This is a genomic window from Lysinibacillus sp. FSL R5-0849 (genome assembly GCF_038595075.1).
GTDB lineage: Bacteria > Bacillota > Bacilli > Bacillales_A > Planococcaceae > Lysinibacillus > Lysinibacillus fusiformis.
Map to the genome: position 1 here is coordinate 1,571,366 of NZ_CP152004.1, position 26,260 is coordinate 1,597,625.

Here is a 26,260-nt window from a genome sequence, read left to right on the forward strand (position 1 = left end):
CAAACAACGTATGTCGTTCCTATGGCTTTTACTATAGCATGTGTTTATGAACTGAATATGAAATGAAATAAAAGGTGATGTGCAATTCATCATCACCTTTTAAATAGGACTAGTCAGCAAACTCATCATGGTATAAAGACTTACCGAGTAGTCGATAAATTCTTAGAGCTAATTGTATTTGTAATAGCTCTTCATAGCTTTTTAAATCGGTCTTTAAAATCTCTTTAATTTTTTCGATACGATAAATTAATGTATTGCGATGAATAAACATTTCCTTAGCGGTTTCGCTAATATTCATATGATAAATAAAATAATTTTCCAATGTAATTAAATAGCTCGTCCCATGTAATAAATCATGCTCAAAGACAGTCCCTAAGCTCTCTAAGAAAAAGTCTTTTAATTGAACCTCATTAATATTCGAATCTAAAAAGTGATAGATGGAGTGATCGGCAAAATGGGCCACTGCTCCGCTTTCCTCGAATCGGTGCATAAGACGGAGAGCTTCGTGTGCCTCGGCAAAGCTTTTATGAACGTAACGAATTTGTTTATATTCTTTTCCAATACCTATCAAAAAGGAAGTTTCTGCTTGATACTGACTTAATAATTGCAGAATTTCCTCAGCATACTGTTTCGTTTCATTAACAGTCATATCTTGCTTACCTTCTTGTTGTCCCACCAACACAATAATTTGCTGGTTTCGATAAAGGCATGTAATTTCACCATTGACGGTACTAGAGTGTTTATAGATTAAATTCATACATTTTTTTGCAATATTATCGGATTCGTACTTTCGAGAAATTAAATCATGATGATCCTGCAGGTTATCACGGATCATAGAGATTACAATACAGTAATATTTATAATGGACATTTAAGCCATGAAGGTCACAGAGCGTTTGAAGCGTCTCGCTAGATGTGATTTTTCCCGTTAATAAATCATCAAAAAACTCCTGTTTGATTTTAAGTCGGACATCCTCAATTTCCTTCTGTTTAATCCTCTCTAATGCCACGATTGTGGAGGCTTGCTCTAAAACAATATAATCAAATTCATTGAGATCATGAACGGTTTGCCAAATGACGATATAGCCGTAAATATAATTGGCTACTGCTACAGGGAGAATTCTGCATTTTACAGTAAGATCCTCTAAATGATAATTTCTTGTAATCAATTTTTGCATCTCATTGAGATCCTTAGGAATGGAATCGATAAATTCCTTTGAAAAAGTCGGACGATTTTTTTTTAGGTCGATGCCATAGGCAAGTGGGACAGGATTGACATCGAGATCAGTGAAATGGAGTAAATTCCAATCCTGATCTAAAAAGATAATAGGATTATTAATGGTTTCCGCTAATTTTGAGGAAATCGATTCGATGCCTCCTCCTTCCAGTGCCACCTTAAACAATGTATTGTGCATATCCAATGATTTTCGATTTAATAAGTCATAGCGACCAGATGCCTTTTCATTAATAATCGATATGACCTTGGATAAGATGTAGTTATAAGGTAACTCCAATAAAGGTAATCCATATTGATTGGCAATATCAATCATGTTTTGAGGTGTTTTTTGGAGATAACGTCTCATTTTAATGACGAGGCCCGCACAATTGACTTTGGACAGTTCTTGGATAATTTTATTTTGTAGTTCTTCATCATCTTGGAAGATATAACCGGTTGTTAATAATAATTCATTCGGTGTTAGCCAATCAAATGCATCGGGATTCTCGATAATGTTCACAAGTGATATTTTATTGTGAATGCCTTGCTCTCCCGCAACAATTTTAATTCCCTCCAAAGCCTTAATTTCTAATAAATCTTTAATTGTTAGCAAATGATTTCACTCCTTTGCCATAATCTTATCACAAAAAATTGTACATATTGCCCAAATCATCTCCATTCTTTTTGGTATTGCTAAACAATGATATATAGGGCATAAGAGAATAAAATAAAGCATGTAAGACGGGAATGTGAAAAAACTAACATTCTCGCGATTCATTTCCCTTTAGTTGAAATGAACAATAGGTCGGGAAAATGGAGGAATGAAAGAAATTGGAAGATACAATTATCATCTCAGAATTTTTAGCGGCAGCTGAAGCGGGAGATATAGATACTTTGCAACGTTTTTTACAACAAGGTGTAGATATTAATGCTCGCAATAAGCAAAAGCGAACAGCCATTTTACTTGCTGCCATGAGCGATCAATTAGAAACGGTGAAATTTCTAATACAAGAAGGGGCAGATATTAACCTTCAAGATCAAATTTGTTTAAATCCATTTTTATATGGCTGTATTAATGGAAAATTAGAGCTTGTGAAAATAATGCTCCAAGCAAACACAGATTTGGAACGTCTAACACGTTTTGGTGGAGTAGGTGTTCACCCAGCAAGTGAGAAAGGATTTGTTGAGGTAGTTCGTGAGCTTGTGACAACGACAGATATTAATGTTAATCATACAAATATTTGTGGTTGGACACCATTAATTGAAGCAATCCTTTTGAATGATGGCGGAGAGAAGCAACAAGAAATTGTTCGTTTATTAGTAGAGCATGGTGCAGACACACAATTAGTCGATCAATATGGAGTGACTCCACTAGCAATCGCTAGAGAAAAAGGATTTACGGCTATTGAAAACATTTTACTAGAAGCTGGGGCAAAATAGTAGCAATCCTACGACTTAAAGAGGTGTACATATGATACACGCTAAATCTGGTGATAACTATTTCCTTCAGCAATTAGTTGAGACGGAGTTTACGGGAACGGTTCATAGTGTATTTAAGCATGCATTAAATATTCGCAGTGCAGCAAATGATGAAATTTTTACTCTTGCAACGAAAGCTATGGATAATGCTCCTAATACGCTTGTCATTGATCTTGATACTTTGGACAATTTGCACATAATCCAAGATGACCAAGTAAGGATGAAGCATCACCAATTATTAATAGAAGATAAATTAACAATTGCGATAGAAACAGCCGCTCTTTGGCAGTGTCATCTACCTATTTTCCCGTTAGACATGGCAACGATAAAACAGAATATCGTTCAAGTGAAACAGTTTATTGATATATATGGGAAAAGTGGGGGGATGAAGCGCAGTGATTCACCAGTTAGTGCATTTGAGGCAGAAACTTCGAGATTGCTAAAAGAGCGCACAGCATTACTCCATGAAGAATTATGTAATCGCCGTTTTGATAATTTTCAGCAGTATGCACTTGATTTAGTGGGCTTGGGGCCAGGGTTAACGCCATCAGGTGATGACTTTTTAGTTGGATTATTGACGGTCATCCATTTAGAACAGAGTCCGTGTTCTATTTATCAGCCATTGTGTGAAAGCGTCATCAAATTGATGAAGCCTTTAACCAATGATATTAGTTACACAACATTGAACAAGGCTGCATATGGACAGGTTAGGGAATCTATTCAAGCACTTGTCTCTGCCATGCTATCTGGCACGGAAGGTGAAGCGATCGAAGCACTGAAAAAGGTACTTGCCATCGGCTCTTCATCAGGTACAGATATCGCCTTAGGGCTTATATGTGGCTTTGAAGCCAATATAAAATTAGGAGGATAATAATGAGTATTAAAGTCGTAATTAAGCGAAACACATATTTTGATTCAGTATCATTGATGTCACTTTCAACAAAAGCGAATCAAATTGAAGGCGTCGAGCAAGCCATTATTGGTATGGGTACAGAAATGAACAAGGGAGTTATTCGCAACGTTGGTTTAATGACTCCTGAAGTAGAAGAAGCAACAGCAGGGGACTTAATGATTATTGTAAAAACTGCTAATGCGGATGAAACAGAAAGCGCTTACTTAGCGGTAGAGGAATTATTTACAAATAAAAATTCAGCACAAGTAAAAAGCGATATTAAATATGCAACGATTGATTCGGCTGCACAAGGTATCCCAGATGCAAACTTTGCTGTCATTTCTGTGAATGGTGCTTTTGCGGTTCGTGAAGCACGCAAGGCTCTTGAGAATGACTTACATGTTATGTTATTCAGCGATAATGTAAGCGTCGAAGACGAAGTGGAATTAAAAACATTAGCACATGACAAAGGCTTATTAATGATGGGTCCAGACTGTGGTACAGCAATCATCAGTAATATAGGGCTTGCCTTTGCAAACGCTGTAAGAAAAGGCAGTATCGGTATCGTTGCAGCATCTGGTACTGGTAGCCAAGAGGTGAGCGTTCGTATTCATGACTTCGGTGGTGGGATTACTCAACTTATCGGTACGGGTGGCCGTGATTTAAGTAAAGAAGTAGGCGGAATTATGATGCTGGATGGTATCCAAGCTCTTGATGCCGATGAAGCGACAAAAGTAATCCTTCTAGTATCAAAGCCACCTGAAGCTAGCGAAGAGAAAAAAGTATTAGCACAAATTAAAGAGTGTAGCAAACCTGTAGTTGTTTACTTTATCGGTGGTAATGAAGAAGCAGTAATAGCAGCTGGCGGACATTTCGCTAAAACGTCTAAAGAAGCAGCGTTACAAGCGGTATTACTTGCTGGTATTGATGAAGCAGGCATTAACAAACGTGCACTGAACCTTCCATTAATTGAAGAAGTTCGTGCTAAATTATCACCAGAGCAAAAATATATCCGTGGATTATTCTGTGGTGGAACGCTTTGTGATGAATCTATGTATCTAGCAATGGAAAAATTCGATCATGTATATAGCAATATCCAAAAAAATCCTGACTTCCTATTAAGAGATATTAATGTGAGCCAGGAACATACTTTCATAGACTTTGGGGATGATGACTTTACTAACGGTAAACCGCACCCAATGATCGACCCATCTTCTCGTATTGAGCGTTTCTTACAAGAAGCAAAAGATCCATCGGTTGGTGTCATTGTAATGGACTTCGTTTTAGGCTTCGGTTCACATGAAGATCCAGTTGGTGTTATGCTTCCGGCTATTGTTGAGGCTAAACAATTGGCAGAAAAAGAAGGCAGACACTTAGAGATTATTGGATATGTTCTAGGAACAGATTTAGATAAACCAAGTTTAGAAGAGCAAGTGAAAAAATTAGTCCATGCAGGTGTGACACATGCAAGCAGCAGTACAAATGCAGGCTTACTGGCTAGAGAAATGGTTTTGAAAGGAGATCATCATGAGTAAGATTAATGAACTTTTTACTAGTAAAATCAACGTAATTAACGTAGGTATTGAACTTTTTAACAATGATATTTTAGCGCAAAATGCGAGTGCTACACACTTAGAATGGTCACCACCAGGTGGAGGGAAACCAGAAATAATCTCGGCACTAAACAAAATCGATAAAACTGAATTGGCTGAAAAAATTGAAGCAGCAAACCGTCTTGCAGTCGAAAAAATTGTTAACTCTCAACCGGTTCTAATTGGTTTCGACCAAGCAATTAATGTAGTACTAGGCATGACGAAGAAAACAATTTTACACGCTGGCCCTCCAATTACATGGGAAAACATGAATGGTCCAATGAAAGGTGCCGTTATGGGAGCTATCATTTTCGAAGGCTTGGCAAAAGATCTTGAGGAAGCGGCGGAAGTTGCAGCATCAGGAGAGATTATATTCTCACCATGTCATGAGCATAACGCTGTAGGATCTATGGCTGGTGTTACATCTGCCTCCATGTTTGTGCACATTGTTGAAAATAAAACATACGGTAATCGTGCATTTACAAACTTAAGTGAGCAAATGGCTAAAGTTTTACGTATGGGTGCAAACGATGACAGCGTTATTGATCGTTTAGTATGGATGCGCGATGTTTTAGGACCAATTTTACGTGACGCTATGAAGCTCAATAAAGAGGGGATCGACCTTCGTTTAATGCTCGCACAAGCACTTCATATGGGGGATGAGTGTCATAACCGTAACAATGCAGGTACTGCTTTACTCATTCAAGCTTTAACACCTTATATTTTAGAAACAGATTACCCTGTTGAACAGAAACGTGAAGTATTTGATTTTGTAGCAAGTAGTGAGTATTTCTCAGGTCCTACATGGATGGCTTGTTGTAAATGTGCATTAGATGCTGCACACGGTATTGAGCACAGTACGGTTGTGACAACAATGGCACGTAACGGTGTAGAATTTGGTGTTCGTATTAGTGGGATGGCAGGTAACACATGGTTCACTGGCCCTGCACAACAAGTTATCGGACCAATGTTTGCTGGTTATAAGCCAGAAGATTCAGGTCTAGACATTGGAGATAGTGCAATTACTGAAACATACGGTATCGGTGGTTTCGCTATGGCTACTGCACCAGCAATCGTTGCTTTAGTAGGTGGAACAGTGGATGAGGCAATTGGTTATTCACGCCAAATGAAAGAAATTACGACAACTGAAAACCAAAACATTACTATTCCATTATTAAACTTCATGGGAATTGCTACTGGTATTGATATCCGTAAAGTAATTCAAACTGGTATTCTTCCAATTATTAATACAGCGATCGCACACAAAGACGCGGGTATTGGTATGATTGGTGCCGGTATTACTCACCCTCCAATGGAAGCTTTTGAGAAAGCATTAATCACAATTAGTGAGAAGTGGGCTTAAGCCCGCTTCCTATAAGTAGGAGGAGCTTTAGATGGAACATGCAAAAATTGAACAGTCCTATCAAGACTATAGAGCACTAGGCTATTCGGAAGAACTATTACCAAAGGGTCCTCAGGAAAGAGACTGGGGAATCACTAACTACATCACAGTTTGGATGGGTGCAGTTCACAATATTATGTCTTATATGACGGTTGCAGGATTTTTTATCTTGGGATTATCTGTTAATCAAGTTTTCTTAGCCATCATGCTATCAGCAGTGATTGTTTCTGCAGGCTACGCCTTAAATGGATATTCTGCCTCTAAATATGGTATACCATTTGCCATATTATTGAGAGATACATTCGGAGTAAAGGGTTCCATTATTCCAGCGTTATGTCGTGGATTAATTGCTGGGGTTGTTTTCTTTGGTACAACCACAGTAGTGGGGGCTCAATCTCTAAATGTTTTATTCACTAGATTTATTCCGAACTATATGTCTATTGGTGGGGACTTTACTCTTTTTGGCTTAGATGTTCCGACAATGATTTCTTATAGTATTTTATGGGTAGTTACAGTTTTACTATTTTTAGGCGGTATGAATATGCTCACTGTTTTTGGGAAATATTCTTCACCAATCGTTTATATTTTCATCATTGGCGCAGCGATTTGGGCAATCAATATTGCTGGTGGTATCGGTCCAATTTTAGAATACACACCGGCAACAAAAATGGAAAGTCCGCTAGTATTTATTGCTTGTGTCAGCGCATTGGTATCCAATTGGGCTGGTCCAATTGTTAATATTGCAGATTTTACAAATAGAGCTAAGTCACCAAAAGCTATGGTCTATGGTTTATCTATTGGCATGATCGGTTCATATCTACTATTTGCCATCACTTGTATTAGTTTAATAGCAGGGACAGAAATTGCATTTGGACAACCAATTTTTAATATTGTCGATGCAATCGATAAAATCCAAAATCCATTTTCTGTTATTGTATTAATTTTAGCATTAAATGTTGGGGCAACTGCATTTGTCGTATTCGGTAATTTACTACCATCAGGATTACAAATGACAACGTTATTCCCTAAAGTATTTACAGTAAAAACAGCAGGAATTTTAACAGCCATTGTTGGAACAATGATTTTGCCTTGGAAACTAGTATCTAGTACAGAAACTTTATTCTTCTTCTATAGTTTTATCGGCTCTATGTTTGGTCCAATTGCAGGCATTATGTTGTCTAGTTTTTATATCGAACGTAAACGTCGAATTGAGTTATCTACAATTTATGTGGAAGACGGTAACAATGGGGCTTATAAATCTGGCTATAACATCGTAGCATGTGTCGTGCTATTGATTAGTTTTATGCTACCAATGTCAGGTGCTTTCCTTAAAGGTGTGCCTTTCCTAGTGAAGCTAAATGATTTCGCCTTCTTTAGCGGACTAATCGTATCGTTCATTTTATATACAGTGTTATATCGATTTAATAACCAAAAAATTCAAAATAATGTGGAAAATGAAGTAGGGGTGTAGTTGTGAGTAAATTAGTAATTGTAGCAATCGGAGGCAACTCGTTAGTAAAAGATAGCGGTAGTGAATCTATTCATAGCCAGCAGGAAGCTGTTGCTCAAACTGTCGAACATATTGCAGATATGATTCAAGAAGGCTATAAAGTGGTTGTCACTCATGGCAATGGTCCTCAAGTAGGTTTTACGCTACAAAGAAGTGAAATTGCTAATGAAATATCTGGCATGCCAGCGGTACCTTTAGTGAACTGTGTTGCCGATACACAAGGCGGAATTGGCTATTTAATTCAACAAGCCCTAATCAATGAACTGGCGAAGCGTCAAATTAATAAAAAGGTAGTTAGTGTGATTACACAAGTGGAAATCAATGAAAATGATCCGAACTTTGTTAATCCTACTAAGCCAGTAGGTTCATTCTTTACGAAAGAGCAAGCGGACGCTATGTTAGTGGAACATCCAGATTGGAAAATGATAGAAGATTCAGGACGCGGTTATCGTCGTGTGGTGCCTTCACCACTACCAATTGATATTGTGGAAAAGGATGCAATCAAATCACTTATTGACAATGACTATGTAGTCATCGCGGTAGGCGGAGGCGGTATCCCAGTGATTAGAAAAGAAAACAATATCTACGAAGGTGTAGATGCTGTTATTGACAAAGACTTTGCAACAAGTCTGTTAGCAGCTCAAGTAAATGCGGATTCATTAATTATTACAACAGGCGTTCCACGAGTATTCATTAACTTTGGGAAGCCAGAACAACAAGCACTTGAAGAAATTACAATTGAAGAAACAAAGAAACATGTTTTAGACAATCAATTCCCACCAGGAAGTATGCTACCAAAAATCGAAGCAAGTTTGAGCTTCTTAGAAAATGGTGGTCACCGAGTTATTATTACAAATCCTGAGAGTCTAAAAGAGGCAATCAATAATCAGGCGGGTACTCATATTATAAATTAACATAGGGGGAATCACGGTATGGATTATATTCAATTAGCAGTTGACAAAACTAAAGACGGTATCGATCAAAATATTGGTGGACCTTTTGGTGCAACGATTGTAAGAGGTGATGAAATCATCGCTGTTGTCGGAAATACGATGATGCGTGATACAGACATAACTGCACATGCAGAAATAGTAGCTATTCGCGAAGCTTCTAAAAAGCTTGGCACAATGGATTTATCCGATTGTGTCATTTACGCAACATGTGAACCATGTCCGATGTGTGTTTCAGCAATCATTTGGTCAGGAATTAAAGAAGTGCATTATTGCAATACAGCAGAAGATGCTCATGTACATGGCTTCTCTGATATGCATATACGTGATTACTTAACTGGAAAAGATAAAAGTGTGCTAAACATGCATAAAATGGAGACGCCAGAAGAATTTGATGCACTATTCCATCATTTCAATAACAAAATGGCTAATAGCAAATAATAGCCTATGATCAAGATTAGAGTAGGGATCTCGTTTTCGAGAATCCCTTTTCTACTTTTCATCCAATAAGCATGAAATAATTGGTACAATTAAAATAGATACAGGGCAAAAGCAAATTTGGTTTGATTTTCATCTTCGTAATTCTTAAGAAGGAGTTGTTTACATGGTTGGCAAAGAACGTTATCAACAATTACTAAATAAAATGAATCAATATAATTCAGGTGAGAAAGGAATTACGAGAGTTGCTTATACAAATGAAGAGCAGGCTTGTTTACATGCCTTCATTCGTTTATGTAAAGATGAACATCTTCAAATTCATATTGACCCATGTGGAAATCTTATTGCTCGAAGAGAAGGTAAAGTACCAGGATTACAGCCTGTAGTCATGGGCTCTCATTTAGACACAGTTTATCAAGGTGGAAAGTATGATGGAGTTGTTGGCGTAACGGCAGCCCTAGAAGTAATCAAACGATTAAATGAGAAGTCAATCGTGACCAAGCATCCAATTGAAATTATTGCATTTGCCTGTGAGGAGTCTTCTCGTTTTGGTGTATCAACGGTCGGCAGTAAAGCAATGGCAGGGCTTATAGATAAAGAAAAATATCGTCATCTCGTAGATCGCGATGGCATTTCCATGGAACAGGCTTTTGCCCACTGTGGGCTAGATTTTAGTAGTGTGGATCAGGCAAATAGAGCAGGGGAAGGTTTCCATGCCTTTTTTGAGTTACATATTGAGCAAGGTCCAATGCTAATTAGCTATGAGAAAAAAATTGGAATTGTTACGGGGGTGGCGGCACCAGTCCGTTTATTAATGACATTAAACGGGAAAGCCTCCCATTCAGGTACAACACCGATGAATATGAGGAAGGACGCACTTTTAGGGGCATCAGAATTGGCATTAGAATTGGAGAAAGCAGCGATAGCCGAGCAAGAGTTTGGAACAGTGGCAACAGTAGGTATTTTAGACGTTGTTGCAGGATCCATGAACGTTGTCCCAGGACAGGTGGAGCTTACAGTCGACATTCGTTCCTCCTCAGTACAATCAAGGGATCGAGTTCTTCAGCAATTCTATACTGCCATCGCAAATGTCCAACAAAAGCGACTGCTTGCTATTGACTATAAAGTCATTAGCTCGGAGGAGCCTGTCCTACTTTCACATAGTCTAATGAAAGGGTTGGAAAGTATTTGTATAGATAAAAATCTCTCCTATCAATATATGCAAAGTGGTGCGGGACACGATTCAATGAACATGATTAGACTCGGACCAGTTGGCCTTATTTTTATCCCATCAGTGGACGGCTTAAGTCACCATCCTGATGAACATACAGACCTTGAAGATATTTTATTAGGCATAGAAGTTTTAGAAGAAGCGGTTTTAAGATCCGCTATAATTATCTAGCATGATGCGTGATAGACAATAGCGGGAGCATGGTTTGTCGTTCAGGCATGTAATACCTATTTAATTTCCTAAGCTGATGCGTATGCGGTGACAGCTAATCGTCAGTAGAAACTCGGGTAAAAGAACGAATACTAAAGCGACACACCTTAAAATGACTGGACAAGATTCTAGGAATGAAGGAAATGAGGTCATTCGAAGAAAGACGACTTTTAATTATGTAGTCGTCTTTTTCGTATGAATTTAATGGGTAGCATGGGGCTTCTGATTACCAATTTTTAATTGGATCATGATCATGACGATTACGATTATCATCATGCCTATAATGGCAGCTGTAAAGTTCCCTGTGTAATCTCTTACAAGGCCCACAAATAGGGGGCCAAGAGCAGCAAATACGAAGCCGACAGATTGGGTCATAGCCGCTAAGAAACTAGCTTCTTGGATATCTTCGGCTTCATCTATTGGTAAAGTTAATCCTAATGAGAATAAGCCACCTGCCCCAATGCCAATAAGGACACTGCTTAGCCAAGGGTTAATGGAAAATAGCAGCATTGATAAACCGATTAATTCAAGTAATGAACAAGCTACTAGCCAAACAGCTCGATGCTGGAAGCTGTTATTTAAAATAGGGACTAAAAACGTTGCAGGCATTTGGGCAACCGTTAATAGGGTGAGCATCATTCCGGCATCATGTTTGCTATAGCCCATTTGCTCAGCTATTGGTGGTAACCAGGCCATAATCGTATAAAACATGAAGGCCATTAAACCAAAAAAACCTGTTAATAGCCAAGCTTTTTCACTTGTTAAAATTTGCTTGATAGAGATGGTATTTTTATTACCTGTAGTACTTGTCGAGTGTGTTTTCCGCTCGATAGGCTTCCACCAAAAAAACAAAGCGATGATCGCAAGTAAAGCCCAGGAAGCTGCAGAGATTTGCCAAGAATGAAAAATGGTCCTTAATGGGATGGATAGACCTGAACCTAAGGCAGCCCCTACAACTAAAGCGAGTGAATAAATACCGACGATACGAGAAGGGTTTGCAAACTTTGCTTTAATAAAACCTGATAGTAATGGACCAACAATGGCAATACCAATACCCGCAAATAGGGCTGTAACGTGCATGACCCAGGCAGAGTAAGCAAAGTACCTTGAAGTGGTTGCAAGCCCAATTAATATGAGGGAATAGGCAATCGCTCGTTCAATACTCCAACGATTAGCGAGCTTGAGCGCGATCGGTGCAAATAACCCCATACATAAGACAGCTAATGACGTTAATAAACTAGCGCTTGCCGCACTCATATGCAATGATTCTCGGATAGTTCCTAACAAAGGTGAAACGGAAGTAATGACAGGTCTTAAATTTAAAGAAGCCAAAATAATGGCCATGATAGGTAAAATCGTTTGCTTCATTTTCATGCTATATCAACTCCGTAAGTTTGAATAAATAAATCCTAAGTTGAAGTCTATAACAACATAAATGATTGGACAATACTATTATTACTATTACAATGATAGATACAAACTATGATTGGTTGTGATTCATATGGAAATACGTCATCTACACTATTTTATGGCAGTCTGTGAGGAGCTACATTTTACAAAAGCGGCTGAAAAGCTAGGTATTTCTCAACCAACGTTAAGCCAGCAAATACGGGTGCTTGAGGATGAGCTAGGAATGCCGTTATTTGATCGTATTGGCAAAAAAATAGTGGTGACGGAGGCTGGTGCCTTATTGTTTACCTATGCTACTGCAATGCTTAATACACTACAAAATGTCAAAGGTGCTATTAAAGATTTACAAGAGGTCCAAGGTGGTCAAATACGTGTTGGTATTATGCCATCTGATTTAGACTATCGAATTACACAACTTGTCATTGATTTTCATCAAAAATTCCCTAGGGTAAAGCTTACAATCCTTGCTTCTATCGATATTATGAGGCAAGTTCTTGAAAATGAAGTGGATATAGGTATTGGGACGAATGTTGAGCCCCATGATCGTTTAGTCATTATTCCTTTACGAAAGGAGGAGTACGTTGTAACGGTTTCAAAGGAGCATCCATGGGCGCATCGAGAAGCGGTCACTATTGCTGAATTAAAAGACCTTCCATTGGTCATGTATCCTGAAGGCTTTTTAGGAAGAGAAATAGTCGAAGAGACAGTGAAAAAGCATGGTTTCCAGCTCCATACTATTCTTGAAACAAGCTCTGTTACGTCAATTATGAATCTAGTACGCGCAAATATAGGAGCTACGGTGCAGCCCTATCCATTAATTCAGCAAATGAATGATTCAGATTTACGTATCATTCGTCTAACAGACGCTATTCCTAGTCGAAGTTTGTCAATTATTTACCGAGTGGATCGCTATGTAAGTCACGCCACCACAGCTTTTATAGAACAAATAAAAGCATATTTAAAAGAATAAGGATTTTGAAAACTTCCTAAAAATATAAGTTCCTTTTTTGGGGGAGTTCCCATATACTAATTATAAACCGACAGACGGTCTAAAGAGTGTGGTATAAGTTTTAGTCACAACGAACATCCAAACTTATTGCTACACTTTTTTTATACAAAAATAATGACCGACAGTCGGTCTATTAAAGGGGAGACAGTACATGGACACATTCGTAAAGGAAAAAGGATTTTCGAAAGATTTTAAAATTCTTGTATTTGGTCAGATTATTTCTATTTTAGGTTCTGCCTTATTAAGGTTTGCGCTATCACTTTTTGTTTTAGATATGACGGGCAGGGCCGATCTTTTTGCCGTGCTATTTGCCATTTCAAGCATACCTATTCTTCTTACGCCATTCGGTGGTGCCCTTGCCGATCGTTTTAATCGACGGCATTTAATGGTGTTATTTGATGTTATTAATAGTGTCGTTGTCTTGATATTCTATCTCACATTATGGACTGAATATCATTCAGTGTTAGGGATAGGCGTAGTTATGGTGCTCCTGTCCATCATTAGCGCTATGTATTCACCTGCAGTCATGGCTAGTATTCCGTTATTAGTAAGAGAACAGCATCTTGAGCAGGCAAATGGAATCGTGAATGGGGTGCAGGCTTTGGCTGGTGTTGCTGCACCAGTACTAGGTGGAATTCTTTATGGGTTACTAGGCATCAAAATTCTGGTCCTTGTAAGTGGTCTATTATTTTTCGTTACAGCCATCGTAGAAATGTATATGACTATTCCATTTGTAAAACGAGATGATGATGGACAATTAGTTATGACGTTATTCAAGGATATAAAAGAAGGATTTACATATGTTGTGAAGCAATCCTTTATTTTAAAATGTACGGTACTGGCCGCCTTATTAAATTTATTATTTACGCCGCTCTTTATCGTAGGAGTACCGATCGTCCTTCGTGTCACGTTAGAAGTAAGTGATTCGTTGTACGGAATAGGGATGGGCATTATTGATTTTGCAACCATACTTGGTGCATTATCGATGGGCTATTTCGCAAAAAAGCTCCAAATTAACAGGCTATATATTTGGGTATTGGTGACTGCTTTTTTGGTGATTCCTATGGCCATTGCTGTCATTCAGCCCATGCTTCAAATAGGCTATTATGCTTCATACTTATTATTTACCGGTTGTGCGCTTGTGATGGCGATGATGATGACGATCATTTCAATCTACGTAATGACACTTGTGCAAAAGGAAACACCCAATGAAAATTTAGGGAAAGTCATGGCGATCATGATGGCTGTTTCGCAATGCATGGCACCTCTTGGGCAAATGGGCTATGGACTGTTGTTCGAGATCTTTCGTGCCAACCTCTTTATACCGATTTTAATGATTTGTGTTATGATGCTGCTTTTGGCGCTACTCACGCATAGATTATGGCGTATACATGCTTGAACACAAAAAAACTACCACTTAAACGGTAGTTTTCTTTGTGTGATTGGCTTGCTAAAATCTTCTAGGTCTACGAGGTCTAGGTCTATTTGTATCAGTGCGTGTAGATGGAGTTGGGAAAAGCAGGATGGGCCTATGTTGATCATTATTTCCTATATGTGTAGTCTCCTCTGCTAGTGAATCCACAATTTCTTCTTCCTCCGTGAAAGGAATTTGAGAAGCATTTAATAATGGTGCGGGTGACTCATTATGATGTGTCGTACTAGTAGTATTTGTCGTAGGGGTAGGGGCTGTCGTAGTACTAGTAATAGTAGCCTCATGATGGGTAGGCTGTTCTATTTCAGCATGCGGCTGTTGAACAGCGTGGACATCCTTCATTACAAGAATAGGTCGCATCATATCATGGTCCTCGTGCTCAAGGAAGTGACAATGCCACATGTAATTCCCCACATGATCCTTCCATTGCATAATAATTTTCGTAACTTTGCCAGCATCCACTTTGACCGTATCTTTCCAACCACGCTCATAGTCCCGAGGCTCCTCTGGTGGTCCTGTAAACGATACGATTCCTTCATTTTGATAGAGTTCTAAATCAAATGGCCGACGTTCAAGAATTTTAAATTGAATGAGATGCAAATGAATAGGATGTATAAAAGGCGTAGTATTAATAAAACTCCAAACTTCAATACTATCTAAGGAAGGTTTTTCTGTCGCTGGGTCGTGGTACATTCGGTTGTTCAATAACAGCATAGGTCTTCCAAATTCATCTGTTGTTGCTGTCAAAGGTAACTGTCTATCGATATGTGCATGATGTGGATGTAAATCCATTGTGACTGCCAGTCTCTCGGGAATTTCACTCGTATCCTCATATTTTAAGGGAAGTGATACTTTAAATTGCATAATGACGTTCGTATGCTCATCGATAAAATCTGTATCTGTGTTGAGTAAGGTGATTTCCTGTCCCTCGCAAGCTGAAAAATCGATGATGATATCTGTGCGTTCAGCAGGTAGCAGCTCTACAGATTGAATCGCTTGAGGCGCTGATAAAAAACCGCCATCTGTGCCTATTTGCATCATAGTCTGCTCATTTGACAAGCTGATGACATAGCCTCTTCGATTGGAGCCATTCAGGAACCGAAATCTATATTTACGAGGCTCAACATCTAAAAAGGGCCAAAGCTTTCCATTGACTACAATGGTGTTACCTACGAAGCCAGGGGTAATCGAAGGATGTACAGTAACTGGGAATGGTGGTTCATCAGGATAAAATAAAGAGCCATCCTCATTAAATGATTTATCTTGAATTAAAATAGGATATTCGTATTCTCCACATGGTAAATTGGAACGTTCCTCCAGGGCATCTCTTAGTAAATAGAAACCTGCCAAGCCTGCATAGACATTTAAACGTGTTAAAGCCATAGCATGGTCATGGTACCACATTGTAGTACCAGGCTGGTGGTTCGTATATTCATGGATTTCTTTATTAAATTTTGGACCAGTATGTCGATAATCTCTTGTGTACCATGCCTCTGGATGACCGTCGCTCTCCCAATCCACATTAGCTCCATGTAAGTGAGTGACGGTTCTTACCTCTTGGGAATCGTTGGCGGCATGTAGTGTAAAATCCACTGGTAAAAAGTGCTGTAGTGGTAATTGATTTCTATATTTAACGTAAATCGGTTTATCTTTCGTCGCTTCTATAGTTGGTCCTGGATAAAGTCCGTTGTACCCCCATATTAATGTATTAGGAAAATGCTTGTGAAAGCGGTGCTCGCCCTCCATCATGACTAGCTCGTAATAATCATGTTTCTTTTGTCCTCTACAGTACTTTGGTTTTGCTGTCACCGGCTTCTGTAGAGCATCTACAAATTTTGGAATGGTAGCTGGATCAGAAGGGTTAATTGGTAAACTCAAAACATCACATCCCTTTTCAATTACTTAACATGCCTAGTTATCACATCATATGGGTAAAAACAACAGTTGACTGGGACAAAAATGGAGAAAAATGTGTAATAGTATAAAAATTTAATGGGAGGGGAAAACAAAAGGACATTCAATAGCTGTCTTATAAAAGTTTTTTTGAAATCGAGGTAATAGTTGGTATATTGCTAAAAAGTCGGCCGAAGTAAATAGATATGTCTTATAATTGTTACAGAACAAAGTGAAGGATTAAATAGGGGCTTGGAAAAGTGGTGAGACAGTGGTGTTAACATTAGAGGAATTAAATAAGACAATCATGGAAATGCGCATAAAGGGGTATTTAACAGATGCGCTGAAACTGGCAGATCAGGGTCTTTTAGTAGCTTTAGAGGGAAACAACTATGAATATGTATTGGACTTGTACTATCAGAAAATTTTAGTACATCATTCTTTGGGCGATACGCTAGCCATTGTCAGCCTTATTTTCGAGTATGAGGCTATTTGTGAAAAATATGGTACTAGCAAAGATTTGATGCATTATTATTTGGTTATGTCGTTAATATACGATATGGTAGGAATCCGTGAAAAAACAGCAGAGATGACGAAAAAGTCAATTGCTTATGCTCAAGAATTACAAGATTTTATGATGCTTGTTCGTTGTCATAATAATTTATGCTATATAGAGGTAGAGAAGGGCTTTACGAAGGAAGCCCTTCAAGCGGGGTTGTTAGCAAGAGAATATAATAAAACGCTATATGAGACACAGCCAGATTTAGCAAGATTATTAGATATTCGCATCAATAATAATTTAGCAGATGTGTATATTTTGGAAGGGGATTTTTTAGCAGGAAAGGCATTGCTTGATGACTCATTAACTTCAAGCATAATTTCTCAACATAAACCTGAAAAAGTAGCAGCTTTGTTTGGCTATGGCTTTTTATATGAAAAGCAGCACAAGCTTGAGGAAGCGGTGCAATATTATCAACAAGCAATAGATCTAGCCAAATCCTATGGTGATAAGCCCATTACGAAAAAAGTGATGCGCTTATTGTTAAATGTCCTGTACCAATTGAATTGGCGAGATGAAATTTTTGATGTCCAAAAAGATTATATTGACCTTTCGGAACAGATGAGCGTTGATAATTTACTACAGCAAGTGTTGAATTTGGAATTTAAGCGTCAAAAAGAGAGATTAGAAAGAAAAGCACATTATGATCCATTAACAGGTGTTTTGAATCGCCACTTTCTAGATTACGAGCTAGATGAATGGTTACATGCTGCCAAAATGGCGGAATCCTATGTATGTATTACAGTTCTTGATATTGATAATTTTAAATTATTTAATGATACGCATGGACATTTGTTTGGCGATCGAGTTTTACAGCTTTTAGCTAATGGCTTGAGGGAGTTTTTGCGGGAGGAAGACGTAAAAATTATCCGTTATGGAGGGGATGAATTCATTATCTGTATACGCCATCCACAAAAGGATTACATGAAAGCACTTGTCCAAAATACACACGCTCATTTGCTTACGTTAACATTAGAAAAAGACCAGAAAAGCTATCCATTAAAGGTCAGTATGGGAGCTTGTATGAATGATCGAAAAAATTATCATTATAATGATTTATTTGATCAAGCTGATCGCTGTTTGTATGAGGCAAAAGATAAAGGCCGTGCCACCAATGTCATCTATGAACTATGATAATTTGAGTGATTCCTATTTACAGTGTTGAATAGGAATTTTTCTCCTGTTTCAGGGAATATTCTTGAGAGAAATTGGAGCGTCATCGCAAATTAGAACGAGGTAAAATGATACGGAATGAAAATTACTGTACCAATCAGTTGAAAACGTTATTCTAGCAACGTACAATATATGAAATTAAGAAACACGACAGCACAAAATTGTTGTATAATGTTGTGGTATGAGGAAAGAAAGCAGGTTGACAAAATGGAATGCAAAATGAATTGTTATGCAGTTAAAAACACACACAAACATCCGCTATGTGTTGTGCCAAAAAGGCACGATATGAAACAACAGGTGAATAGATGAAAAACTGGTTAATTTTCATTTCTGTCTTTATTGTTTCGTTGTCACTTGTCATTAGCATTTTAGTACTCTGGAAAGCCGAGGCTCCGTTCCGTTCAATTGAAGAGCAGGCTGAACAGTTGGCACTCGATGCCAAAGCCCTCGCAATTGTATCGGAGTCCTACACATATAATGGCAAACATTCGTATGTTACTGTGTTCGGGGTAGACGAATACGGTGATAAAAAGGCTGTCTTTGTTCCCACGAATCTAGACAAGGATTCCATTCAGGAAGTGTTATTAGAAGATGGTATTACGGAAAAGCAAGCATTATCGGTTTTTAAAAATGAAGGAAATGTACAAAAGGTCCTCCACATGAAATTGGGCTATGAGGAGCCGGGCGCTGTTTGGGAGATTACATACCTAAACGACCATGACAAACTCAACTATGTCTATATTATGTTTAAGGATGGCGACTGGTGGAAGCGCATTACGAATTTATAAGAGGAGTAGATCCCGGATGAAAAACTTATTAGCAACACGTGTAAAAACTTTAACACCATCTTCAACATTAGCTATTACTGCGAAAGCAAAAGCATTAAAAGAGCAAGGTATTGATGTCATTGGCCTTGGAGCTGGTGAACCAGACTTTAATACACCTCAAAACATTTTAAATGCTGCCATTGATTCAATGGAAAAGGGGTATACAAAATATACACCTGCTGGCGGACTTCCAGTGCTAAAAAAAGCTATTATTGATAAACTACAGCGCGATAATAATCTTACGTATCAGCCAAATGAAGTGATTGTTGGTGTAGGTGCAAAGCATATTTTATACACATTATTCCAAGTTATTTTAAACGAGGGTGATGAAGTTATTATTCCAATCCCTTATTGGGTGTCTTATCCTGAGCAAGTTAAATTAGCGGGCGGAGTACCTGTATATGTTGAAGGTACACGTGAACAAAACTATAAAATTACTGCTGATCAATTAAGAGCTGCTGTGACTGATAAAACAAAAGCGGTAATTATCAACTCACCTAGCAACCCATCTGGTATGATATATTCACGTGAAGAGCTTGCAGAACTTGCTGCAGTTGCAGAAGAAAAGGATATTTTAATCGTGTCAGATGAAATTTATGAGAAGCTTGTATACAATGGTATTGAGCATTTTTCAATTGCACAACTTTCTGATGCAGTGAAAGCACGTACAATCGTTGTAAATGGTGTAGCAAAATCTCACTCTATGACAGGCTGGCGTATTGGTTATGCTGCGGGTGATGCGGACGTAGTGAAAGCAATGACTGACCTTGCATCACATTCAACATCTAATGCGACTACAACTGCGCAATATGCAACTGTTGAGGCGTATAATGGACCACAGGACGCGGTAGAGGAAATGCGCCAAGCATTCGAATCTCGTCTTGAGAAAATTTACCCACAGGTAAGTGCAATTCCTGGCTTCCATGTATTAAAACCACAGGGTGCATTCTACTTATTACCAGATGTAGCAGAAGCTATGGCTCACACTGGCTATGATTCAGTAGACGCATTCGCTGCGGATATTTTAACAGAAGCAAACGTAGCTGTAATTCCAGGCTCTGGCTTTGGTGCACCAACTACTATGCGATTATCTTATGCAACATCTTTAGACTTACTAGAAGAGGCAGTCCGTCGTATTGATACATTTGTAAAATCAAAATGGCAAGACTAATCCCTCTAGACGACTTTGGAGGATTTCTATGAAAAAAATTATGATTAAAGATATGCCACAGCATATCGGTGAAACAGTCAAAATGGGCGCTTGGCTAGCTAACAAACGTTCAAGTGGTAAAATCGCCTTCTTACAACTTCGTGATGGCTCTGGTTTTGTTCAGGGTGTTGTCGTGAAAGAAGAAGTGGGCGAAGAAATTTTTGCTACAGCTAAAGGACTAACGCAAGAAACTTCTATGTATATTACAGGAGAGGTGAAAGCTGACGAACGTTCAAGCTTTGGCTGTGAGCTAGCTGTAACAGGAATTGAGGTTCTACATACAGCAACAGATTTCCCTATTACACCGAAGGAGCACGGTCCTGAATTTTTAATGGATAACCGTCATTTATGGTTACGTTCTCGTAAACAACATGCCATTATGAAGGTCCGTAATGAAATCATTCGTGCTACTTATGAATTTTTCAACAACAATGGCTTTACAAAGATGGACCCACCGATTTTAACAGGATCTTCACCTGAAGGTACATCTGAGCTATTCCATACGAAATACTTTGATGAGGATGCATTCCTTTCTCAATCAGGGCAGCTTTATATGGAAGCCGCAGCTATGGCACTAGGAAAAGTATTTTCATTCGGTCCAACTTTCCGTGCTGAAAAATCTAAAACGCGTCGTCACTTAATCGAGTTCTGGATGATTGAGCCTGAGATGGCCTTTGTAGAGTTTGAAGAAAATCTAGAAGTACAGGAGCAATATGTAACGCATATTGTACAATCCGTTCTGGCTAACTGCAAATTAGAATTAGAGCGACTTGACCGTGATACATCGAAACTTGAAAATATTAAAGCGCCATTCCCTCGTATTTCATATGATGACGCGATTAAGCTTTTACATGAACAAGGTTTTGACGATATCGAATGGGGCGACGATTTTGGTGCACCTCATGAAACGGCTATTGCCAATTCATTCGACAAGCCAGTATTCATTACATGCTACCCAGTAGGCATTAAGCCTTTCTATATGCAACCACATCCAGATCGCGATGACGTTGTATTATGTGCTGATTTAATCGCACCTGAAGGCTATGGTGAAATTATTGGTGGTTCTGAGCGTATCCATGACTATGATTTATTAAAATCTCGTCTTGAAGAACATAACCTATCATTAGATGCATATGCATGGTATTTGGAGCTTCGTAAACATGGTTCTGTTCCACATTCAGGCTTCGGACTTGGATTAGAGCGAACTGTGGCATGGATTTCTGGCACAGAACATATTCGTGAAACAATTCCATTCCCACGTTTACTGAACCGCTTATATCCATAAGCAAATCAATTTAAAAGTCGCGTAGTGAAATATCTACGCGGCTTTTCTACTTACTTAAAGAAGGAGTCTAGAGGAATATGAATGCAAATAATCATCGACTCCGTACATGGACTGAGCAGAGAATGATTCCCATTCCCCAGCTTTTTTTTCAGTTTTATAAGGAGTTAAATATAGAGGATGAAGAGGCGCTAATTGTTATGCACCTGTTAGCCTTTCATATGGAAGGCTATGACTTCCCTACACCAAATGATTTAAAGAATCGTCTCACAATGCCAGAAAATGAACTAACATCCCGTTTACAACGATTAATGCAAAAGGGCTTCCTTGAAATTACTCGTGATGTGGATACAGGTGGCAAGCTCTATGAAAAATATTCGGTTTATCCACTCTGGGAGCGAATTGTGCAGATGATCGAGATGAAAGAGCAACAAAAATCTGCTACAACACTTCAACAAGAAGAAGGAGAGATTTTCCGACTCTTTGAAGAAGAAATGGGACGTCTTTTATCTCCTTTAGAGCTTGAAAAAATAGGGTGTTGGCTTGATGAGGACAAGCATAGTCCAACACTCATTAAAGAGGCATTGAAAGAAGCTGTTTTTGCTGGGAAACTGAGCATTCGCTATATTGATCGTATTTTGTTAGAGTGGAAGAAGAAAAATATTACGACACCTCAAGCGGCACAAAAGCAAAGTGAGCAGTTCAGAGAGAAGCAAACATTTAGCAGGACTCCAGCACGGACAGTTCAGCAAGACACGCAACCGACTAACAAAGTACCTTTTTATAATTGGTTAGAAGAGAGAGAATAGGGGGCATCCAGTTTGTTAACAAAAAAACAGTGGGAGCATTGCCTAGAAGAAATGGATCGAATGTTTCCTAATGCACATTGTGAGCTTGTGCATGACAATGCCTTTGAGCTCACAATTGCGACATTATTATCTGCACAATGTACGGATGTACTTGTTAATAAGGTAACCAAAACATTATTTCAGAAATATAAAACGCCTGAAGATTATTTGGCTGTCCCGTTGGAAGAATTACAACAGGATATTCGCTCTATTGGCTTATATCGTAATAAAGCAAAGAACATTCAGGCTTTATGTCAACGTTTGCTAGATGAATATAATGGCGAAATACCAGCAACCCGAGAAGCACTTGTAACATTGCCAGGTGTAGGTCGCAAAACAGCCAATGTGGTGCTATCAGTAGCCTTTGATATTCCTGCGCTAGCAGTTGATACCCATGTAGAGCGTGTTTCCAAACGTCTAGGTCTATGTAGATGGAAGGATTCCGTACTTGAAGTGGAAGAAACAATCATGAAAAAAACGCCCATGGATAAGTGGTCAAAAACGCATCATCAGTTAATTTTCTTTGGTCGTTATCATTGTAAGGCCCAAAATCCTGGCTGCCATACCTGTCCTTTACTAAGTGATTGTCGTGAAGGTCAAAAGCGTTTGAAGAAAGGCTTGGTGAAGGAAGCATGAATAGAGAGGCGATCACAAAAGATCAGGTAGATGCTTGGTTTGCCCAATGGACAACCCTTCAAGCAACTATCCACGAAGCCCATGATGCTAGAAATGGTACAGCAAAAGACTTAATGGAAGAAGCAATCCAATTGTTTGAACAGCTTGTACAAGCGGCAGGAGATGAGGTGCTGCCGATTAATGGGGTTGAAAGACTTTCCTTTATCAAAGCGAAGCCAGGGCAATATGCTTGTTACCGTCAGTTGGATGAATTATTTAAGGAAACGAAAAAGCGTACAGCACGTTTACGAATTCAAGCTAGTAAAAAATAGAGTGGCAGAATAAAATACTTGTGCCGACAGAAAAAACCGAGAAGCATTATATGCTTCTCGGCTTTTTGTTTATTCTGAGCTTTGTTCTTCATTATTTGGGTCTACAGGATCTGTAGGAGGAGTTGGTTGCTGGCTTCCATCTGAACCGCCATTGTTTCCACCGTTGTTGCCGTTATTCCCATGCCCATTTCCATTATTATTGTTATTACCACCGTTGTTGCCATTACCGTTACCATTGCCATTATTATGACCGTTATCTTGGTCTTCTTCACCAGGATCTGTTGGTAAATCAATGTTCGGCTCTTCCGGCTCTTCCGTTTCTACATCCTCTTCTTCAGTTGTACTTGTAATTTGGAAAGTTGTGGTACCAGGCTCGCTTCGTGTACCATCCACAATGGCTACGACTGAAATCGTGTAATTGCCATCTTCCAACGTATTGGCAACTGATAAACCTTTGCTCTCTGTTTTACCAAGGTCAAACTTTTTACCGTCATCACGGGTTGCAGTTACTTCAAATGAAGTTGGTAATGGTTCATCTGTTTCTGGATTCAAGCTGGCATCATGTTCCCAAGAAATATTGATAGACTGTGCCCCTAAATCTAAGCTTGCAGATACGTTATATGGCGTAGCCAATTCTGGTGCTTCATAAACATTCGACACTTCTGTTGGCTCAGTACCACGAACGAATAGCTCTGTTTGACGTAATTCGCTTGGTGTAAAGTCACTTGCCAATTTCAATGGCTTAGAGCCCACTTCAATCGTTGCTTCTACAACTGTACTTGGCTTTTTAAAGCTTTCTGTTTCAACGTTTGCTGAAATGTCTTGCATAATCGATTTGAATAGATTTTGTGGTAAACGACGTTCTTCCCACGTTGTAATTGGATCAAAGTGTTTTTCATAGCCACTCCATATAGCGATGGAATAGTTTGTCGTATAACCAGCAAACCATGAATCTGGCACACTTGTGTTCGGTAAATTATATTTATTGAAATCTTCAGCTGAATAGTTGGTTGTACCTGTTTTACCTGCGATGTCTAGTCCAGGGACATTAGCCGCTGTACCTGATGCGTCAGGTTTGTTGCCAACTACATCACGTAGCATATCTGTTACCATATAAGCTGTAGCTTCACTCATCGCTACATTAGGCTCAGGTGTATAATTTTTAGATGTTTTCCCATCACGGTAAACAATTTTTGTAATAGCATGTGGGTCTGTGTAAACGCCGTTATTTCCGAATGCTGCATAGGAAGCCGCCATTTGAATAGGTGAGATAGTAATCGCTCCACCACCAATTGCGTCTGATTCATAAAGGTTTTCTGTTTCAATCCCTAAACGTCCAACAAATTCCTTCGCATTTTCAGTACCTACTTCTTGTAATGCTTTGACAGCTGGTACGTTTCGTGAAGCATATAATGCCTTACGAGCAGTCATGGCACCCATATATCTGCCATCCCAGTTTGTAATAGTTTGCTTTGAATTGGAATAGTTCATAGGTTCATCTACAAGTGTATGGCCAGTAGACCATTTTAAATATTCAATGGCTGGACCGTAGTCCACTAATGGTTTCATTGTAGAACCAGGTTGATTTTTTGTTAAATCATCTGCATAGTTCCAGCCACGTTCGGCACCATAATGTCGACCGCCACCAACAGCTTGGATAGCTCCTGTTTTCGTATCAATGACCGCTACACCTGACTGAATATCTTCTGTTGGGAAATTGCTGTCATCGTTCATCACATTTTCAACAACTTTTTGGGCATTTGGATCAAGTGTTGTATAAACTTTAATCCCTTCTGCCATGGCAGAACCATCGCCATTATTTTCTAATTCATTAATAACGACATCTAGGAAGGCATCGTATTTAGAGCCAGCAAATGATTGACGAGTTGCATCGTCAGCAAGACCTGCTTGGACATCAACGTTTTTAGCTTCTTCCATTTCTGTTTTCGAAATTTTTCCGTGTTGATACATTAATCCTAAAACTGTATTACGACGTTGCTTGGCAAGGTCAGGGTTTTTCAATGGATTATAAGCATTTGGTCTTTGTACGAGCCCTGCTAATAATGCTTCTTCATCTAATGTTAAATCTTTTAATTCTTTTCCGTAGAAATATTGGGCTGCTGTACCAAAGCCATAAATACGGCCTGACATTAGCATTTTATTGAAGTACATTTCAAAAATTTCTTCTTTTGAATATTTACGTTCTAATTGAAACGCTAGCCAAGCTTCCTGTGCTTTACGTTTTAATTTCTTTTCATTTTGTAAGAATGAGTTTTTCACTACTTGCTGTGTTAGGGTAGAGGCACCTTGTGCACCAAAGCCATCACGGAAGTTAGCAAGTATAGCACCACCTAGACGGTAGAAGTCCATGCCGTGATGTTTAAAAAAGCGTACATCTTCCGTTGCAAGAATAGCGTTCACCATATCTTCGGGAATATCTTCATATTTTATATATTTACGGTTTTCAGCACCGATTGTTGCGAATATTTCACCGTTTTTATCGTAGAATTCTGAAGACACAGGGTCTTTCAATAATTCCTCATCAAGCTTAGGAGCTGTGCTTGCATAGTAAGCAAATAATCCTGCTCCTCCAATGAAGCCTACCACACCGATGATTAATAACGTTAAGAAAATACGTTTTATCCACATTTTAGCGGGTGTAGACGACTTTGTTGTTGTTTTCTTACCTTTTTTATTTTTTTCAGCGAGAGCCTTTTGATGCTCTCCACGTGTTCGACGACGTTCAGTCAT

The 26,260-nt window shown here is 38.8% G+C and carries 21 protein-coding genes; 17 read left to right on the top strand and 4 right to left on the bottom strand.

Annotation, left to right across the window (positions count from 1 at the left end):
* Positions 1–109 precede the first annotated feature (109 nt).
* Positions 110–1,828, bottom strand: a complete 1,719-nt coding sequence (locus MKY80_RS07435; RefSeq protein ID WP_008176534.1) for a PucR family transcriptional regulator — start codon at positions 1,826–1,828, stop codon at positions 110–112.
* Positions 1,829–2,046: 218 nt separating this feature from the next.
* Between MKY80_RS07435 and MKY80_RS07440 the strand changes: the two genes are divergently transcribed.
* From MKY80_RS07440 to MKY80_RS07475, 8 genes are all read left to right on the top strand, one after another.
* Positions 2,047–2,655: an ankyrin repeat domain-containing protein gene (locus MKY80_RS07440; RefSeq protein ID WP_008176532.1), complete on the top strand. Its 609-nt coding sequence runs from the start codon at positions 2,047–2,049 to the stop codon at positions 2,653–2,655.
* Positions 2,656–2,686: 31 nt separating this feature from the next.
* Positions 2,687–3,565: a DUF2877 domain-containing protein gene (locus MKY80_RS07445; protein WP_008176530.1), complete on the top strand. Its 879-nt coding sequence runs from the start codon at positions 2,687–2,689 to the stop codon at positions 3,563–3,565.
* A 2-nt stretch (positions 3,566–3,567) separates the two neighbouring features.
* On the top strand, positions 3,568–5,121 hold the full coding sequence (gene fdrA, locus MKY80_RS07450) for an acyl-CoA synthetase FdrA (protein ID WP_342532407.1): 1,554 nt from the start codon (positions 3,568–3,570) through the stop codon (positions 5,119–5,121).
* The gene (locus MKY80_RS07455) at positions 5,114–6,541 is read left to right on the top strand and encodes a DUF1116 domain-containing protein (protein ID WP_342532408.1); all 1,428 of its coding nucleotides are present in this window, start codon (positions 5,114–5,116) and stop codon (positions 6,539–6,541) included. The genes fdrA and MKY80_RS07455 overlap by 8 nt, the downstream gene beginning before the upstream one ends.
* 31 nt (positions 6,542–6,572) lie before the next feature.
* Complete coding sequence (locus MKY80_RS07460; RefSeq protein ID WP_008176525.1) at positions 6,573–8,051, top strand: cytosine permease; 1,479 nt, start codon at positions 6,573–6,575, stop codon at positions 8,049–8,051.
* 2 nt (positions 8,052–8,053) lie between these two features.
* The gene (gene arcC / locus MKY80_RS07465; protein ID WP_008176523.1) at positions 8,054–9,004 is read left to right on the top strand and encodes a carbamate kinase; all 951 of its coding nucleotides are present in this window, start codon (positions 8,054–8,056) and stop codon (positions 9,002–9,004) included.
* Between the two features lie 18 nt (positions 9,005–9,022).
* Positions 9,023–9,481, top strand: coding sequence for a nucleoside deaminase (locus MKY80_RS07470; RefSeq protein ID WP_342532411.1), 459 nt, complete (start codon positions 9,023–9,025; stop codon positions 9,479–9,481).
* Between the two features lie 163 nt (positions 9,482–9,644).
* Positions 9,645–10,880, top strand: coding sequence for a M20 family metallo-hydrolase (locus MKY80_RS07475; protein WP_089985131.1), 1,236 nt, complete (start codon positions 9,645–9,647; stop codon positions 10,878–10,880).
* A gap of 240 nt (positions 10,881–11,120) precedes the next feature.
* On the opposite strand, the gene MKY80_RS07480 is transcribed toward MKY80_RS07475, so the two are convergent.
* Positions 11,121–12,293, bottom strand: a complete 1,173-nt coding sequence (locus MKY80_RS07480) for an MFS transporter (RefSeq protein WP_342532414.1) — start codon at positions 12,291–12,293, stop codon at positions 11,121–11,123.
* Between the two features lie 127 nt (positions 12,294–12,420).
* Here MKY80_RS07480 and MKY80_RS07485 point away from each other — a divergent pair, with 127 nt between their 5' ends.
* Entirely contained in the window at positions 12,421–13,299 is an 879-nt protein-coding gene (locus tag MKY80_RS07485; protein ID WP_089985128.1) for a LysR substrate-binding domain-containing protein, read from the top strand.
* Positions 13,300–13,489: 190 nt separating this feature from the next.
* Positions 13,490–14,737: an MFS transporter gene (locus MKY80_RS07490; RefSeq protein ID WP_008176514.1), complete on the top strand. Its 1,248-nt coding sequence runs from the start codon at positions 13,490–13,492 to the stop codon at positions 14,735–14,737.
* A gap of 51 nt (positions 14,738–14,788) precedes the next feature.
* On the opposite strand, the gene MKY80_RS07495 is transcribed toward MKY80_RS07490, so the two are convergent.
* Positions 14,789–16,648, bottom strand: a complete 1,860-nt coding sequence (locus MKY80_RS07495) for a multicopper oxidase (protein ID WP_107921787.1) — start codon at positions 16,646–16,648, stop codon at positions 14,789–14,791.
* A gap of 286 nt (positions 16,649–16,934) precedes the next feature.
* Here MKY80_RS07495 and MKY80_RS07500 point away from each other — a divergent pair, with 286 nt between their 5' ends.
* The 7 genes from MKY80_RS07500 (at position 16,935) to MKY80_RS07530 (ending at position 23,509) form a co-directional block, all read left to right on the top strand.
* Positions 16,935–18,356 carry a tetratricopeptide repeat-containing diguanylate cyclase gene (locus MKY80_RS07500; RefSeq protein WP_043990148.1) on the top strand — a complete coding sequence of 474 codons (1,422 nt, stop codon included), beginning with the start codon at positions 16,935–16,937 and terminating at the stop codon, positions 18,354–18,356.
* A 344-nt stretch (positions 18,357–18,700) separates the two neighbouring features.
* A complete protein-coding gene (locus tag MKY80_RS07505; RefSeq protein ID WP_008176506.1) occupies positions 18,701–19,183 on the top strand; it encodes a DUF5590 domain-containing protein in 483 nt (160 codons plus the stop codon).
* A gap of 16 nt (positions 19,184–19,199) precedes the next feature.
* The gene (locus MKY80_RS07510; protein WP_008176505.1) at positions 19,200–20,393 is read left to right on the top strand and encodes a pyridoxal phosphate-dependent aminotransferase; all 1,194 of its coding nucleotides are present in this window, start codon (positions 19,200–19,202) and stop codon (positions 20,391–20,393) included.
* 28 nt (positions 20,394–20,421) lie between these two features.
* Entirely contained in the window at positions 20,422–21,717 is a 1,296-nt protein-coding gene (gene asnS, locus MKY80_RS07515; protein ID WP_089985123.1) for an asparagine--tRNA ligase, read from the top strand.
* A gap of 77 nt (positions 21,718–21,794) precedes the next feature.
* Positions 21,795–22,523, top strand: coding sequence for a DnaD domain-containing protein (locus MKY80_RS07520; RefSeq protein ID WP_008176501.1), 729 nt, complete (start codon positions 21,795–21,797; stop codon positions 22,521–22,523).
* Positions 22,524–22,535: 12 nt separating this feature from the next.
* Positions 22,536–23,198, top strand: coding sequence for an endonuclease III (gene nth / locus MKY80_RS07525; protein ID WP_089985122.1), 663 nt, complete (start codon positions 22,536–22,538; stop codon positions 23,196–23,198).
* Positions 23,195–23,509, top strand: coding sequence for a YpoC family protein (locus MKY80_RS07530; protein WP_089985120.1), 315 nt, complete (start codon positions 23,195–23,197; stop codon positions 23,507–23,509). Before nth ends, MKY80_RS07530 begins: the two co-directional genes overlap by 4 nt.
* A gap of 69 nt (positions 23,510–23,578) precedes the next feature.
* On the opposite strand, the gene MKY80_RS07535 is transcribed toward MKY80_RS07530, so the two are convergent.
* Positions 23,579–26,260: a penicillin-binding protein 1A gene (locus MKY80_RS07535; protein WP_089985119.1), complete on the bottom strand. Its 2,682-nt coding sequence runs from the start codon at positions 26,258–26,260 to the stop codon at positions 23,579–23,581.